Below are 14,986 nucleotides of genomic sequence, written 5' to 3'. Positions count from 1 at the left end.
GTTGGTTTCAACGAAAATTATTTAGTTAAAATACCGAGAAGCTGAAACCACCTTTTGATTTCTGAATATCGAAACAGATTTTAAATAAAATTTTCCTTTCTTGGGTGTCAATAAACTTTCCGTAGGAGTTACCAAAACGGTCTTCGTCGTAATCAGAAGCTAATTGGTTGTAGTAATTGACAATATTGTCGGAAGTCATTGTGTGTTTTTTTTTGTTTTGTATTTTTGAGGTTAATCGTTATTTGGGAACCTTGCCAATCAGCGTGCCACTAATATTCCAACTACTATAACTTCCGCCATCAGGTTTACCTAAAGGAATCTGAACTTTTATTGTGTGTTTTCCAGCCTTTAGGTTGCCTAAAGGGATAAAGATTGGGTTGGTTGTAGTCCCAGGACACCAATTGCTTCGACTAAAATCTGAAGAGGAAAGTCCGTTGTTGAAATTACCAGAAGCAGGATTGTAAGAACGATAGCTTCCACAATCCGTTCTCCATGGAATGAAATTAAAAATCATCTGACCATCCAACGAAATTTTATTCTCTTTTGGTAAAAATTCATCGCCAGCTTCCCAACCTCCGTGACCAGTTGATACGTATCTTAGGTAAGCGTTGTCTAGATTTTTTTCTAAATTAAAACTTACTTCTAATCCTTCTGGGTCGCTAAATAAATCAACATACGAATTGTCCCAAATTGGTATTTGATTGACAGTGTTGAAAAGAGGTTTTGTATAATCTCCACCGAAAACTACTAGTCCGTCGTTATGAATGGAAATATCCAAATCAATGAGATGTCCACCCTTGTCATAGTTTTCAATAGAAACGCCTACCCAAATTTCTTTACCACTTAATTGGTTTGCCATTTCTGAGATGTCTTGTCGGTAAGGAGCTTGGTCTTCCCATGATTGACCTTTTAGCTGAATTTTTTCATTGTATTTTCCAACTCCAAAAGGAGTGTAGAAGCGCATTAATTCTAATGGAACTTCATAATTGTCAGCTGAGATAGCACCTCTATAAGAATTTCCGTTTCCGCTTTTGTAGGATGGGATCTTCGATTTCTCGTTTTCGTCAAAGAAGTATTTTTCTTTTCCTTCAGGAATCAAGAATACAGAACCCGTTCTATCATAGGCATCGCCGTTGGATTTTTCAGTAAGTTGGATAAAAACGTTTTCATCTGACTTTATTACTGGGAATTTTACCTTTTTCAAAACCGTTGTTCCCGAATTGAATTTTTTAATGATAAGATCAGACTGATTTTCCTTTAGAAAATTAAGCGTTTGATTCTTAAATACAGAAATATTGGTGAATCTACTTTTCCAAAGTTCATCTGCATAAGTAATGGCATCAACTTCTTCAATTTTTTTATCTGCAAATAGTTTTTCTTGGTTAAAATTTTTGATTTTCTTTACATCAGTAGCTACAGAACCGCGGTTACCGTTCCAAGATATTTCCAAAACAAGACCTAGATTTTGTCCGTAGATTCTCGGCCCACCATTAATTTTAAGGTCATTGGTATACCAGACTTCTACGGTATTAGAGTTGACAACAGTCGTTGCTTTTTTACAATGATAGCCTAGGATTTTCTTGCTACCCTCCTTTAACTCAAATTGATATTGGGAGAGTGTCTTTTCGTCTACACTATATACAATCCTATTGTTTTGTAAGAAAGCAAATCTTTGAAATTTTCCTGCCTTGATTTCCGTTTTTTGAATTTCGTAAGGAATCTCTTTCTTTCCGGTCAAAATACTTTCTGTCAACATATAACATTCCGTTGAGTTGGCATAAGTTATTGACTTGTCTTGGTCTGTAACTTCCTTTCCTTCGAATGTGTTGGTATAGGTTATTTGATAGGTTTGAGCTGATAATTTAACAAAAAATAAAACGGATAGTAGGACAAATTTTTTCATCTGACCAATTTAGGCATTCCTCACCAATTGCGCCATGTAAAAACCATCAAACCCCTCACTCGGCATCACGCTCTCGTCTTTAACTAATTGAAAATCTGGATTATTTTTTAAAAATAAATCAACTTGTCCTCGGTTTTCACTCGGTAAAATGGAGCATGTTGCATACACTAATTTGCCTCCTTTCTTGATGATTTTGGAATAGTCTTGGAGGATTTGAGCTTGTTCTCCTTTAATTCTGTCAATAAAGTCTTGGTCGATTTTCCACTTGCTGTCTGGATTTCTTTTGAGAACTCCAAGTCCAGAACAAGGTGCATCAATGAGTAAGCGGTCTGCTTTGTCGTACAATCTTTTGATAACTTTGTTATCAGAAATCATTCGGGTTTCTATATTATGAGCACCTGCGCGTTTTGCACGTCGCTTCAATTCTGCTAATTTCCATTCGTAGATGTCTAATGCGATGATTTGACCTTTGTTCTCCATGATGGCAGCCAAATGCAAGGTTTTTCCACCAGCTCCAGCACATGCATCAACTACACGCATCCCTGGTTCTACCTCCAAATATTCGCCGATTTTTTGAGAACCAGCATCCTGAACTTCGAACAAACCTTCTTTGAAGGCAGAAGTTAAAAACACGTTTTTCTTTTCTTTTAATTCGATAGCGTCTTTAAAGCCACGGATTTCGAAACATTCAACATTTTCTTCCAATAACTCCGAAATAAGATGTTTTGGAGAAGTTTTCAAAGTGTTGGTTCTGAGAACTGTTGGCGCTTGTTCGTTGAGAGCTTTCATTTCTCTTTCCCAGTTTTTACCTAATTCTCTTTCCAAAGTTTCGGCCAACCAATCAGGAATTGAGTATTCAATTGCTTTTGAAGGTACAGTATTTTTCTCTAGTTTTTTGAGAATATCTGCCATCTTAATTCCTTCAAATTCTTCAAATTTTTTGAATTTGGTTTTGCTCCAAAGCAAATAAGCCATAATGAGCTTGTAGACATTTCCTGGTTTAACGCCTTCTCCCATGTAATATTCGCATCTTCTTTTCCATCGGATGATATTATAGAAAATCTCCGAAACAACAGCTCTGTCTTGGCTTCCCCATTTTCTGTGAGCTTTAAGAAGACGTTCGATTACTTTATCGGCATATTTGTTTTTTTCGAAAAATGTTTCTTGTAATGCATCGTGGATGCCAATAAGAAGATTGCGGTGTATAAGTTCCATTGGGAGATTTTAAATTAAAAATTTTAGATTTCAAATTCTAAAAAGTTTTGCAAAAATAGCGTTTTATTTATAGATTTTGGATAGAGTGTAGGGTGTTTCTTGTTACTTGTGATGTGTTTCTTGATTATTGTTTGGAATCGTTTAGATTTTTTTTTCTAATTCACGCATCATCCATCATCATTCACTTACCATCAACGTAATTTGTAAAAAACTATCTTTGCAAAAAATCGAGAAATAATGAGCGAAGCAATTCATTGCCCAAAGTGTAATTCAGAATTCACCTACGAACAAGATAATTTGATGGTTTGTAGCCAATGTTTTCATGAATTTGACCCAGCTGAAGTTGGTTCAGAAGATAAAGTCTTGGACAGCAACGGGAACGAACTTCAAAACGGAGATTCTGTTGTGGTTATCAAAGATTTGCCTGTAAAAGGAGCACCCAAACCTGTAAAAGCCGGAACTAAAGTTAAAAATATCAGATTAAGACCAGATTCTGACCACAATATCGATTGCAAAATTGATGGTTTCGGTTCTATGGCTTTGAAATCCGAGTTTGTAAAGAAAGCATAAAAGCGTGCATATAAATTCAACCCAATCAGATTTTTTAATTCTGAAGGGGTTGAATTGCATTATTTTTTTTTGAAGATTTTAATTCTGAAAAAAAATCTTTTTCAATGAATGTTCCTTTCTTAAAGAAACTGTATATAATTCTGATTCTTCCATACACTGTTTATTTATTTTATCTAATGATTTTTGGTTTTGGAAGAACGATGATGGAAGATAATATTGTAAGATTGAAACCAATTTTTTCAACGATTTCTTTTGTCGAAAGTTGTATTGCGCACCGAGATTGGATGCATTTGATAGGGAATTTAGTCGGGAATATTGTACTTTTTGTTCCTTTTGGTTTTTTAGGTTGGATTTTTCCGAAGTTCCAAAATTTTCGGCCGCTGATTTATGCATTTATCTCTGCAATAATTTGTGTTGAAGCTCTTCAATATTTTACAAGAATGGGTATTATGGATATTGACGATGTTTTGTTCAATAGTTTTGGCGTTTGGTTAGGCTTTTTAATGTGGAAGAAGCTAAAGAAGGTAGAATCTATTGTTAAATCTTAATAATTTGTAATGATATATTTGTTTGTCATTCTGAGCACAGACTGAAGGTCTGCGAACGAAGTTCTGAAGTGGAGTTGAAGAATCTATATAGATGCTTCCTTCGTCAGCATGACATTTTAAGTAGATTTGACTATAAATAAATAAAACTCCAATTCCTACTATGGAATCGGAGTTGGTATTTTTTAAGAAAAAACTTCTAATTATCCGTTAAGTTCTTTTGCGCGTCGTTCTGCTGCCAGAATTCCTTTATTTAGAGTTCCTTTCAAATCGTATTCGTTAAAGGTTTTGAGTGCGGCTTCTGTGGTTCCACCTTTTGATGCGACATCTTTGATTAATTCTTCTAACGATTTTTCCGAATTATTAATGAGATGATATGCTCCAAGCATGGTTTGTTTCACAAAAAGTTTGGAAAGGTTTTCATCAATACCCATTTGCATTCCAGCTTTAATCATCGCATCGACGATATAATAAAAATATGCAGGTCCACTTCCAGAAAGTGCGGTGACTCCGTCCAAAAGATGCTCTTCTTCCAAATAAACTGACCTTCCAGTAGAGTTAAGGAGTCTTTCGACTTGAATTATTTGATTGAAAGATATACCTGAAGCTGCGGTGTATCCGGTAATTCCCATTCCAAGAAGGGTTGGCGAATTAGGCATTGCTCTCACAACGAGTTGATGACCTAAAGCATTCTGAATCTTATCAATGTAAATTCCGGCCATAATCGATAAGACCAATGATTTTTCTGAAATTTTGAAAGGTAAATTTTCGGATACAAAACTGAAATCCTGTGGTTTGACTGCAATAATGATTAGGTCGGCTTCAAGATTTTCGATTTCGTCAAAAGAACAAACTTGAGAATTGGGAAATTCCTTCAATACGTTTTCTTTTTTGCTCTGCTTTCTGGTGATTAGTCGAAGGTCTTGAGGTTTGATAAGGTCGTATTTCAAAAAAGATTTGGAAAAAGAAATACCCATTTTTCCTGCTCCTAGTACGGCGATTTTCATGAATTTGAATTTTTTTTAGGCTGTAAAAATAACAAAACTTATGTAGTTATTTGCTGATAAAATATGTATTATTGTAAAATAATTATATCGTTTTATCGTTATATTTAGCAGATGAAGCGATTGAGTTTCACCAATGTAATTTTTTTGTGTTTTTTTTATGAAAAGGATTATCGAGTATTTTATAGAATATCTGATGAAGAAAAGATAGTTCTAGACATGGAGCCGCTTCTAAGAGTGGCTTTTTTTATTGGCTATTTCTCAGGAATTTTTATATTTGTCGCTTTAGAAAATTGATATCAAAGTATAATTATTTTTGACGAAAACTAAATTTTAAATATGAGGAGACGAATTTTATTAGCTGCCATGATTTCGGTCGCTTTGGGAGCTAACGGACAAGAAAAAGAAACAAAAATTGAGAGTGTAGAGATCTATGGGAAGATTCTTAATACACCTTATGCTGACGTTGTCGAAAATATAGAAGTGATTTCAAAAGCTGAGATTGAAAATATGCCTGCAAAAAGCATCGATGAAATTTTGCAATTGTACACAGGGATGGACATCAGAAGGAGGGGAGGAAATGGCGTTCAGTCTGATATTTCTGTAAGAGGAGGTTCATTTGAGCAGACTTTGATTTTGATTAATGGTGTCAGAATGAATGATTCGCAAACTGGACATAATTCTATGAATATTCCGGTTGATTTAAAAAGCGTTGAAAGAATTGAAGTGATCAAAGGTCCCGCTGCAAGACGTTTCGGTAATGGTGCTTATAGTGTTATCAACATTGTGACTAAGACTTCTTCTAAAGAATCTGCCACTTTATCAATGGTTGGAGGTGATTTTAAGACGTATAATCTTGGTCTTAATGCTACTTTTGGGAGTGAAAAGCTAAGTCATCTTTTCCAAATCAATAATGGAGGCTCGGACGGTTATCGTTATAATACTGATTATAAAATTCGTAATGTTTTTTACCAAAATCAGTTAAAAATAAAAAATGGAAATCTTGGTTTGCAAGCAGGGATACAAGAGAAGAAATTTGGAGCCAACGGTTTTTACGCATCTCCTAAAGCAATAGATCAATACGAAGAAACTATGGCGTCGATTGTGGCTTTGCGATTAGAGCAGAAGTTTGGGAAGTGGGGTGTTAATTCTAACCTCTATTGGAGAAGAGGACAGGATATGTACGAATATATCAGGAATAAGCCTGAAATCTATCGCAATATGCATATTGGAAATAATGTCGGTGGTGAGATCAACGCAAGCTACCAATCATCTTTGGGAACAACTGGTGTAGGTGTAGAATTGAGAAAAGAGTATTTAGCTTCTAATAATTTGGGTCACCGAGATCGATTCTTGACACAGATGTTTCTTGAACATCATTTTTCCTTTTTGGAGAAAAAGTTAAAAATCGTTCCTGGAATTACATGGGCTAATTATTCTAATCGCGGAAACTTCTTTTATCCAGGTCTTGATGCTGGATATTCTTGGAAGGAGCATCACAAGGTTTTTGGAAATGTTTCAAAAATTCACAGAATTCCATCTTTTACGGATTTGTATTACAAAAGTCCAACAGAACAAGGTAACGCAGATTTGAAGCCAGAAAGTGGTTGGTCTTCTGAGATAGGATACCAGTACAATAATAAAATTGTTGAGGCCAAAGTTAGTGGATTCATGAGAAACTCAGACAATGCCATCGATTGGGTCAAAGCAAGTTCTTCCAATCCTTGGTCTGCTCAAAATGTTGGTAATGTTGGCTTAAAGGGAATCGAAGCTTCTTGGTCACATCAACTAACTCAATGGTTAGATTATAATCTTAGCTACACATATATCGATAGCAAAAACGAGGTAGCTAATCAGGATTTTTCAAGATATGCGTTGGATTATTTGAGACATCAGTTCATTGCAAAAGCGGGAGTTAAATTTTTGAAAAACTTCAGGAACGAACTTTCTTACCGTTATTTGGACAGAGTCAATTTGGACAGTTATCAAGTTTTGGATAACCAGTTGAGTTATCGTTGGAAAAATTTTGATACCTATTTGTTGGTGAACAATATTACTGCAACGGAATATACAGAAACCTTTGGAGTACCAATGCCTGGAAGATGGTTTCATGTAGGTATTTCCTATACTTTGTAAAGAAATGAAATTTGAAATAAAAATTGAAAAGCGGACATCAGTCCGCTTTTTTTATGCTGCTTTATATTATTCCGAAGAATTAGCTTATTTGTTGATTTTTAATACTTTTCGGTTAAGTATCGATAGGCTTTGAGATACTTATTGAATCTCTTGATATCGCGGGGAGTAAGTTCTCGATTGACTCTTCTCAAATCCATATTGTCCCTTAAATCATTAATTTTGACGGCAATAGCAAGAGGTGACTTTTCCGTTCTTTTGATAAATTCGTCATAATCTTCTTCTGGGTCAATTTTACTAAGGCATTTGATCGCAAACAAAATATATTCTGGAAAGCCCTTTATTCTTAGATATTCGAAGTCGTATTCTGGGCAATCTTCCACTACGTCATGAAGGACACCAACGATTTTCTCATCAATAGTTTTTCCGTAATTCATTACGCGCATTATGTGTCCAATGTATGGAGCATCATATTTATCAGTCTGTCCGGTATGAGCTTTTTGCGCTATTTTAATAGCTCGGTTAAGTAGTTCTTCTTTAGTCATCGTCATCTTGATTACGAAGCACAAAAATAAAAAATGCTTCACACATATTGAAGCACTTTTAAATATTATTTACATGAAGATTTTCTAACGATTTCAAAGAGGCTATGATTCCTTTTGAATAGGGATTTTGTTAAATTTCAACAATACGACAGTTGATCAAATGGTGAAAGTTAGTCAATTCGCTTTCCAAGAATCTTCAAATCTCGTTCTTCACCGTCCAGGATGGCAATTTTGGGTAAATTTCCCCAATCTTCAAAACCTAAATTTTTAAATAATTGAATGCTTGGTTCATTATGTCCGAAAATGAAACCAAGTAAAGTCTTTACCTCTCGTTTTGGTGCTTCATCGATACAGAATTGAAGGATTTCCTTACCAAAACCTTTTCCTCTCTGATTTTCATCGAGATAAATACTGATTTCGACGGTCTTATCGTAAGCAGGTCGTCCATAGAAAGATTGAAAACTTGCCCAGCCTATGATTGAATTTTCATTATTTTCAACCACCCAAAGTGGTCGAGTTGAAGAATTGTGGTCGTAGAACCATTTTTCTTTGCTTTCCTCAGAAACTGGCTCGGTATCTGCAGTTACCATTCTAGACGAAATGGTCGAATTGTAGATGTCAACGATTTTTTTGAGATCTCCTCTTTCAGCAATTCTATATCGAAGCGACATTCTTATTTCTTTTCCTGAGGTAATATTTCTAAAAGTTCTTTTTGTGGTGCTGGAGTTGCTTCTGTTTTAAAAGCATTTTTCATGGGGATGGTTCCGGCCACGTTACCAGGAACAATAAGCATTGCATATTTTTCCGGGTCTTTTGGATTGTAGTTTTTAATATCTCCCGGCTTTAAAGAAAATGTTCTCAAATCTTGTATGGTACCATTTTTTGGAATCACGGGTAATTCACCTTTTTTTAAAGTAAAAGGTTCAAATTTTTTAATTGGAGGTGTAGCAAGCTTTGTGCTATCAGATTCTTGTGCGCTAACTATTGAAAAACCAACAAGTAGAACGGGAATAAAAAGTTTCATCGCTTAAATTTTGCATAAAATTATTAAAAAAAATCTCTCGTTGATTGAAATTAACTTTTTCTAACATTTTCGGTAATTTAAGAAGCGAATAAAAAACTGAGACTCTCATTAATTTGAGAGCCTCAGTTGGTAATTTTTAGAACTATTTTTTATAAATTCATAAATAATTTGGGGTTAACTGGAGTATTGTTTTTGTGCACCTCGTAATGAAGGTGTGGTCCAGTTGAACGTCCAGAATTGCCTGATTTTGCAATTACTTGATTGACTGTTACTAGCTGATTTGCTGTTACCAATAGCTCAGAAAGGTGTCCATAAAGAGTCGCTAAACCATTTCCATGAGAAATAATAACGCAGTTACCATAACCACCTTTTTTTCCCGAGAAGATGACGGTTCCAGCAGCGGCTGCTCTCACATCGCTTCCGTAAGCAACGGCAATATCCATCCCTTTATGAAACTGAATTTGATCTGCTTCGGCTGGTGCATTATTTTGCTCTTTTACTGCAGGTTTCACCGAATTGGATTTCATGGAAGCATTATTTTTGGAATAGACTTTAACTTCTTTCACCACATTTCCAGCACTATCTTTGACTTGTATAGTTTCTGGCTCAGCTTCCTCGGTTGAGGTTCCTGCGGCAGGTTTTCCCGCAGATGCCATCAGAATATTGGTGGGCTTGGTTGGGATTGGATTTTTTCGGTTTCCAAAATTAGAGGAAATATAACCGTTGGTTGGGATCCCAAGAGGAACGTTTTGTAATTTTTTTTCCAAATCAACCAAATATTGACTGTATCTGTTACTTGCTTTTGCAAGATAGATGGCATTGTAGATACTGTCTTCTTGCAATTGAGTGACAGTGATATCACTCATGTTTTTTGTTGCCAAAAAGCCATTGATTTTTCTGGCAATTTGGTCGATGTTTTGCAAGTTATATTTCATTTTCAGATAATCGATACTGTCTTTTTCAGTATTGATTTTTACCAAATTGACTTCGTAGCTCCTTTCGTTTTTATCAGAATAAAGCTTCATCAGAGCGAAGAATTGAGCAAATATGATGGCTAATAGGGCACCAATAAAGATATTCTGTTTCTTTTTGCTTTTCAAAAATGATAACATATTTTCTAATTTCCGTTTCATAAAATAGGAGGCAAATTTAATTAAAACTTATGTACTGACTAATAATTTCATAGAAATTCATTCACTTTTTGAAATGTGTTTGTTTTGAGAACGAGTTATTTCTAGTTTTATTTTATTTCTATAACTTTGTTGGATTAGACTTTAAGAATTTATGGCTAAAAATAAATCGACTGAAGAAGGTTCCTCAAAATCAAAAGTGAGGGTAGGAGTATTAGGAAGTGGAAGTTTTGCAACTGCTATTGTCAAGATGCTTTTGGAGAATTGCAAAGAGATTAATTGGTGTGTTCGTAATGAGTATGTCGTTGGTGCGATTAAGCAGAGGGGTCATAATCCAACTTATCTCACTTCGGTAAGTTTTAACCCCAAAAATCTCACTCTTACAACTGATATCAATGAGATGGTATCTCAAAGTGATATCGTTATTTTGGCTACTCCTTCAATTTATCTTACAGAAGTAATGGATAAAATGTCGTGCGATTACGAAAACAAAGTTTTTGTGTCTGCCATCAAAGGAATTGTCCCGAAAGTGAATGATGTCGTTGCTCATTATCTGAAGAATCAGTTTGGGATTGGTTTCCGTCGTCAAGCCGTAATCGCAGGTCCATGTCACGCTGAAGAGGTGGCAATGGAAAGACTTTCCTATCTTACGATTGCGACCGTAGAAGCAGAAGTTTCAGAAGTTTTGATGCAGATTTTTTCTTCGGACTTTATCAAAGTTCATGCGAGTTGTGATATTCTAGGGAATGAATTCAGCGCTATTTTGAAGAATATTTATGCTATTGGAGCGGGTATAGCAAGTGGTTTGGGTTATGGAGACAACTTTACGGCAGTATTTGTTTCTAACGCTATTCGCGAAATGGAATTGTTTCTTGATGCCATCCATGAAACGCCAAGAGATGTTAATGATAGCGCATATTTGGGAGATTTATTAGTAACAGCCTACTCTTTATTTTCACGAAACAGAAGTTTAGGTAATTTAATTGGGAAGGGATATACTGTGAAATCTGCAATTCAGTCTATGAATATGATTGCAGAAGGTTATTATGCGGCGGATTCGATTTATGAAACTTCTAAAGAGAAGAATGTTAGAACGCCCATTATTGATACAATTTACAGTATTCTTTATGAGGAAAAAAATGCTGAAAAGCAGTTTCGAAAATTAGCTTCTAAATTGAATTAATCTTCAAAAATTTCTCGAACGATTTCTAGCGATTTTGGAATTCTAAAATTCTCAAAATGAAATTGATAATAGATCAAAAGAGAATCCATAAAATTCTTTTTTAGTCTTTTGGGTATTTTTATTTCATACCTAATGCTTTCTTCTAAAATGAATTTCCAAAGTGAGGAAGTGTCTTCATCAAAGATCCAATGACTTTTATTGGTATCGAATGTCCCCGATTCTGGGTTCAGATAGTTGTTTCCGTTGTTCAATGGCAAGTGTCCCAAATGGTAAAGCATGTGGAATAGCAGAAGATAATGAGCTCCATAATTTTTTCTATTGACTTCCTCAAGAAAGGACTTAATTTCTTGGTAGATTTCAGTCGATTGATTTTCATTTCGTAATATTTGATTAAGAAACTCTGATGCAAAAAACAAAATGCTATTTGTTTTGACATTGGGTTCCTGTTCAAATTTTTGAGCAAATTCCATTGAAGAAACCGATTGCATTTGGCTCTTGCTTCCCTTCGAATGGATATTAATATACAATTCATTGAGGGGTGCTAGAAAAGCCTTTTTCTTGCTCTTGGGATTAAAAATTCCTTTTGCAAAAAAGCTTACATATCCAGCTTCCTGAGTGAAAACATGTAAAATACCATCGTAATCTCCATACTTGAGATAGGAGAGGATAAAACCATTATAAGAATTCATGTTTGGTTAGTTAACGACGGCTATTTTTGCAGTGGCAGAATCACTACCATCTTCATTGGTCAATAAGACAAAGTACACGCCCGAAGCAACTCTTTTACCTTTTTGGTTATTCAAATTCCATTCATAGAAACCACCCCTTGCGACAGCTTGATGAACAAGGTTCCCAGCGGCGTCAGTAATTCTAATGTTAGTTTTTTCAGCTAATCCTCTTATGGTTACATTTCCTTTGAAATTAGAATAAACAACGGGATTAGGATATACTAACACATTTCCAAAATTGGAGTTGACTCCGACAACATCACCTTGATAGGTAACTATTCCCGTTAGTCCTACAAAATATACAAGGCCCGTTTTTTCATCCACCTGAATGTCTGTAATACTATTGTCTGGTAAAGGAGAATTTTCACTGGTAAAGTGTTTGTAAACTTGTTCTCCATTGGGACTCAAATAATAAACTCCTCCACCATCAACAGAAACCCATTTTTGATTTCCTGAATCAACAGCAATTGCTAAGATGTTACTATCTCTGAAAAGTTCTTCGGCAATTCCGTTTTGTTCAATTATAATTTCTTCTGTCTGCGGTGATGATTCTGTGATAGCATCAAAGCCATCACTTAAAACACGAAGACCAAGTTTTGATCCAATCCAAAAGTCATCATTTTTATCTATTGCGAAAGAAACGGTTCCATCAATAGGCAGGTTATTTTGAGAATTGATAATTTTAGTCAATGAACTAGGCTGTGAAGGACTGTTACCATAATATTTAACAACAACTCCTCCTCCTCCTCCCCAAGGACAAGGTGATAAAAAATAACCGTCTTTTAGAGTTGGTCTACCAGCTCCACCTGCAGTTATAACTGGAACACGAGTGAAGTTATCGCCAGAAGTATTATATAGATAATATCCAAAAGTAAGTGGAGATGGGAGCCCAAAAGATGTTACAAAAAGATTGTTGTTTTCATCATAACCAAGGCCAATTGGACGAAAACTTTCATAAACATTTGGAGGCTCATTAGTTAAATAGCTTTTCTTAAAAGCATTATTTTCCATTTTGTAGATGCCTTTGTCTACAGTAAATACATAATTCGTAAAAAATACCTCATTAAGATTGGATGGATTAGGCATTACATCCATCACATTAAACTGGATTGGATTATCGATAAAGTAGTCAGGATAGATCCATTGAGATCCATTAAAGTGATAATACCCTAAATCTCTGGGAGCTGGCGAGTTATAGCTTGCTTGCGCACCAGAAGCAATCCAAATTTGATTGTCTTTCAAATGTATTTTATAAGAAATATTGCTGTAAGGGCCATCTGGTTTGTATTTGTTTCCAGCAATATCTTTAAGTCCAGAAAGTTTAGTTCCTCCATATACAGCACCATTGACAAATCCTGCCGTATTACAACTTTCCCCAAAAGTTACATTATTAACCGTATTTCCCGTTGAATTTAAAACATAAATTCTCGTGTCATCAGTTACAACAATATTTTGGTTGGAGACTACAAGATCTTTGATACTGGTAAAGGCTGTCGAGACCGAGTTAAAGCTAGTTCCATTGTGGAGGAAAATATTGTTTGCGGTTCCACAGGTTAAAATTGAGTTATAACAATCAGCTTGAGTGAAGTTTCCCGCCATTTCGGTAGTCCATGTAGAATACACAGGAAATGTCACATCTATAAGATGAGACATCAATCCATTGGAAGTAGCCGCAAATACTTTTCCATCTTTGATAGCAGCTTCATTCACAGGTTGGTAGATTCCTGCAGTAATAAAATAACAAGACAAGCCAAATTCTTTTCTTGCCAGGTTAAAAACCGACACTCCATAATCCGCCGAAATAACAGCTTGATTGCCAGTGATAGCAATATGATTAATGTTTTTATCTCCCGTGAATCCAGTTGCAATAGGTATATCTACGGATAGTAAAACTCCACTATCATTAAACACATCCATTGATCCTGTTGCATAGCCCACAAGGCCGATGTTGGTCTCTGGGTTATAGTCAAAAGCGGTGATTTTGACGTCATGAAGACCGTTAGCTTTAGAAAGCTTGGTAATTTCACCAGACGAATAATTATAGAAAAAAATTCCGTTTTCTGTTGCTGCAACGACCTTTCCATCATCGTCTTGAAATGCCAAAACATTGTTATAAGAAAAAAGGTCTTTCCATTTTTTCGATGAAATATTTTGAGCGAATATGAGATTCGCAACCGTAACTCCAATAACTAATAAAACCTTTTTCATACTTAGTCAAATTTAAGCAAAAATTTCATCTAAAAGTTTTGCTAATCGTAATCCTCCTCTTTCAAGTTGTTGTTTTACAATTCCAAAATTGAGATATTGATATCTGTATTGTAGATTTTCGCCAGTTTTTGCCGAAGGATAAACTTGATTAAATGCAATTTTCTGTGATTCGTAAGCCCAATCTAAAACGCTTCCTGATTGGATGGATTTCTTTTCGGTTTTGGTCAAATAGGGCAAATCGTTAGAAAGCTCGGTGTAGCTCATCTGATAGTGGTCTATCATGTCACTGTCCCAAACTCTATGTAAGTTAGTTTCCTCACCAAACCAAGTAAGTTTGATATCGTTTCCTCCTTTGTCTGCACCATTTCCAACATGTAAAGGCTGGTGTAAGTCACCAACTAAATGAACTAAAAATTTCAAGTGAAATGCTTTATCCGTATCAGACGAATTTTTATCCTTTAAAATGTCAATACATTTTTGAATTCCGCTGATAATATCTCCTTCGTCATTATGAGGACAGTCTTCATATTTTTTACCAAATTCAAAATTGACAAAATGCCAAGAATAATACTTGTTGTAAGCTTTGTCCGATTTCACATCATCACCATAAGTGGAGATGGAAGCAAGACTTTGATAGTTCAGAAGATGATTGATCTTTTTGAGTGTTCTTTTTTTGATATTCTTTTCAGCAACTTGTCCAATTACACGATGACCAGTGCTAGCCCAGGCAAAAACCAAATTGATATTCGCTAAAAGTAGTGCTGCAACAAGATATTTTTTTAACATAAATTTTATAAA

At 35.2% G+C, this 14,986-nt stretch carries 15 protein-coding genes; 4 read left to right on the top strand and 11 right to left on the bottom strand.

What is annotated here, in order from left to right:
- Positions 1–25: 25 nt before the first annotated feature.
- Genes AC4AGG_RS04745 through AC4AGG_RS04735 form a run of 3 tightly spaced genes read right to left on the bottom strand, consistent with a single transcriptional unit; the run spans position 26 to position 3,118 of the window.
- Positions 26–199 (bottom strand): hypothetical protein, encoded by a 174-nt coding sequence (locus tag AC4AGG_RS04745; protein ID WP_489770838.1) that lies wholly within the window; start codon positions 197–199, stop codon positions 26–28.
- 39 nt (positions 200–238) lie between these two features.
- Positions 239–1,903 (bottom strand): GLPGLI family protein, encoded by a 1,665-nt coding sequence (locus AC4AGG_RS04740; protein WP_489770837.1) that lies wholly within the window; start codon positions 1,901–1,903, stop codon positions 239–241.
- A gap of 9 nt (positions 1,904–1,912) precedes the next feature.
- On the bottom strand, positions 1,913–3,118 hold the full coding sequence (locus AC4AGG_RS04735) for an RsmB/NOP family class I SAM-dependent RNA methyltransferase (protein WP_489770836.1): 1,206 nt from the start codon (positions 3,116–3,118) through the stop codon (positions 1,913–1,915).
- 237 nt (positions 3,119–3,355) lie between these two features.
- On the opposite strand from AC4AGG_RS04735, the gene AC4AGG_RS04730 reads away from it, so the two are divergent.
- Complete coding sequence (locus AC4AGG_RS04730) at positions 3,356–3,688, top strand: zinc ribbon domain-containing protein YjdM (RefSeq protein WP_489770835.1); 333 nt, start codon at positions 3,356–3,358, stop codon at positions 3,686–3,688.
- 104 nt (positions 3,689–3,792) lie between these two features.
- Positions 3,793–4,236 (top strand): VanZ family protein, encoded by a 444-nt coding sequence (locus tag AC4AGG_RS04725; protein ID WP_489770834.1) that lies wholly within the window; start codon positions 3,793–3,795, stop codon positions 4,234–4,236.
- 200 nt (positions 4,237–4,436) lie between these two features.
- Here the strand turns inward: AC4AGG_RS04725 and proC are convergent, their stop codons facing one another.
- Positions 4,437–5,240 carry a pyrroline-5-carboxylate reductase gene (gene proC / locus AC4AGG_RS04720; RefSeq protein WP_489770833.1) on the bottom strand — a complete coding sequence of 268 codons (804 nt, stop codon included), beginning with the start codon at positions 5,238–5,240 and terminating at the stop codon, positions 4,437–4,439.
- Between the two features lie 336 nt (positions 5,241–5,576).
- Between proC and AC4AGG_RS04715 the strand changes: the two genes are divergently transcribed.
- A complete protein-coding gene (locus tag AC4AGG_RS04715; RefSeq protein ID WP_489770832.1) occupies positions 5,577–7,373 on the top strand; it encodes a TonB-dependent receptor plug domain-containing protein in 1,797 nt (598 codons plus the stop codon).
- A gap of 98 nt (positions 7,374–7,471) precedes the next feature.
- On the opposite strand, the gene AC4AGG_RS04710 is transcribed toward AC4AGG_RS04715, so the two are convergent.
- From AC4AGG_RS04710 to AC4AGG_RS04695, 4 genes are all read right to left on the bottom strand, one after another.
- Positions 7,472–7,915 (bottom strand): phosphohydrolase, encoded by a 444-nt coding sequence (locus AC4AGG_RS04710; RefSeq protein WP_489770854.1) that lies wholly within the window; start codon positions 7,913–7,915, stop codon positions 7,472–7,474.
- A 170-nt stretch (positions 7,916–8,085) separates the two neighbouring features.
- Positions 8,086–8,586, bottom strand: coding sequence for a GNAT family N-acetyltransferase (locus AC4AGG_RS04705; protein ID WP_489770831.1), 501 nt, complete (start codon positions 8,584–8,586; stop codon positions 8,086–8,088).
- Between the two features lie 2 nt (positions 8,587–8,588).
- Complete coding sequence (locus AC4AGG_RS04700; protein ID WP_489770830.1) at positions 8,589–8,939, bottom strand: hypothetical protein; 351 nt, start codon at positions 8,937–8,939, stop codon at positions 8,589–8,591.
- A 149-nt stretch (positions 8,940–9,088) separates the two neighbouring features.
- Complete coding sequence (locus AC4AGG_RS04695) at positions 9,089–10,072, bottom strand: peptidoglycan DD-metalloendopeptidase family protein (RefSeq protein WP_489770829.1); 984 nt, start codon at positions 10,070–10,072, stop codon at positions 9,089–9,091.
- A gap of 151 nt (positions 10,073–10,223) precedes the next feature.
- Here AC4AGG_RS04695 and AC4AGG_RS04690 point away from each other — a divergent pair, with 151 nt between their 5' ends.
- Positions 10,224–11,252 carry an NAD(P)H-dependent glycerol-3-phosphate dehydrogenase gene (locus AC4AGG_RS04690; protein ID WP_489770828.1) on the top strand — a complete coding sequence of 343 codons (1,029 nt, stop codon included), beginning with the start codon at positions 10,224–10,226 and terminating at the stop codon, positions 11,250–11,252.
- Here AC4AGG_RS04690 and recO read toward each other — a convergent pair.
- From recO to AC4AGG_RS04675, 3 genes are read right to left on the bottom strand one after another with little or no spacing between them, the layout of a single operon-like run.
- A complete protein-coding gene (gene recO / locus AC4AGG_RS04685) occupies positions 11,249–11,941 on the bottom strand; it encodes a DNA repair protein RecO (protein ID WP_489770827.1) in 693 nt (230 codons plus the stop codon). The genes AC4AGG_RS04690 and recO overlap by 4 nt on opposite strands.
- Positions 11,942–11,947: 6 nt before the next feature.
- Complete coding sequence (gene porZ / locus AC4AGG_RS04680; protein WP_489770826.1) at positions 11,948–14,188, bottom strand: type IX secretion system anionic LPS delivery protein PorZ; 2,241 nt, start codon at positions 14,186–14,188, stop codon at positions 11,948–11,950.
- Positions 14,189–14,200: 12 nt separating this feature from the next.
- Complete coding sequence (locus AC4AGG_RS04675) at positions 14,201–14,974, bottom strand: S1/P1 nuclease (RefSeq protein ID WP_489770825.1); 774 nt, start codon at positions 14,972–14,974, stop codon at positions 14,201–14,203.
- Positions 14,975–14,986: the final 12 nt, after the last annotated feature.

It is taken from the genome of Chryseobacterium sp. CG10_8, from assembly GCF_058117085.1.
Note: the sequence above shows the minus strand (reverse complement) of the source record. Positions and strands in the feature narration are given on the sequence as shown.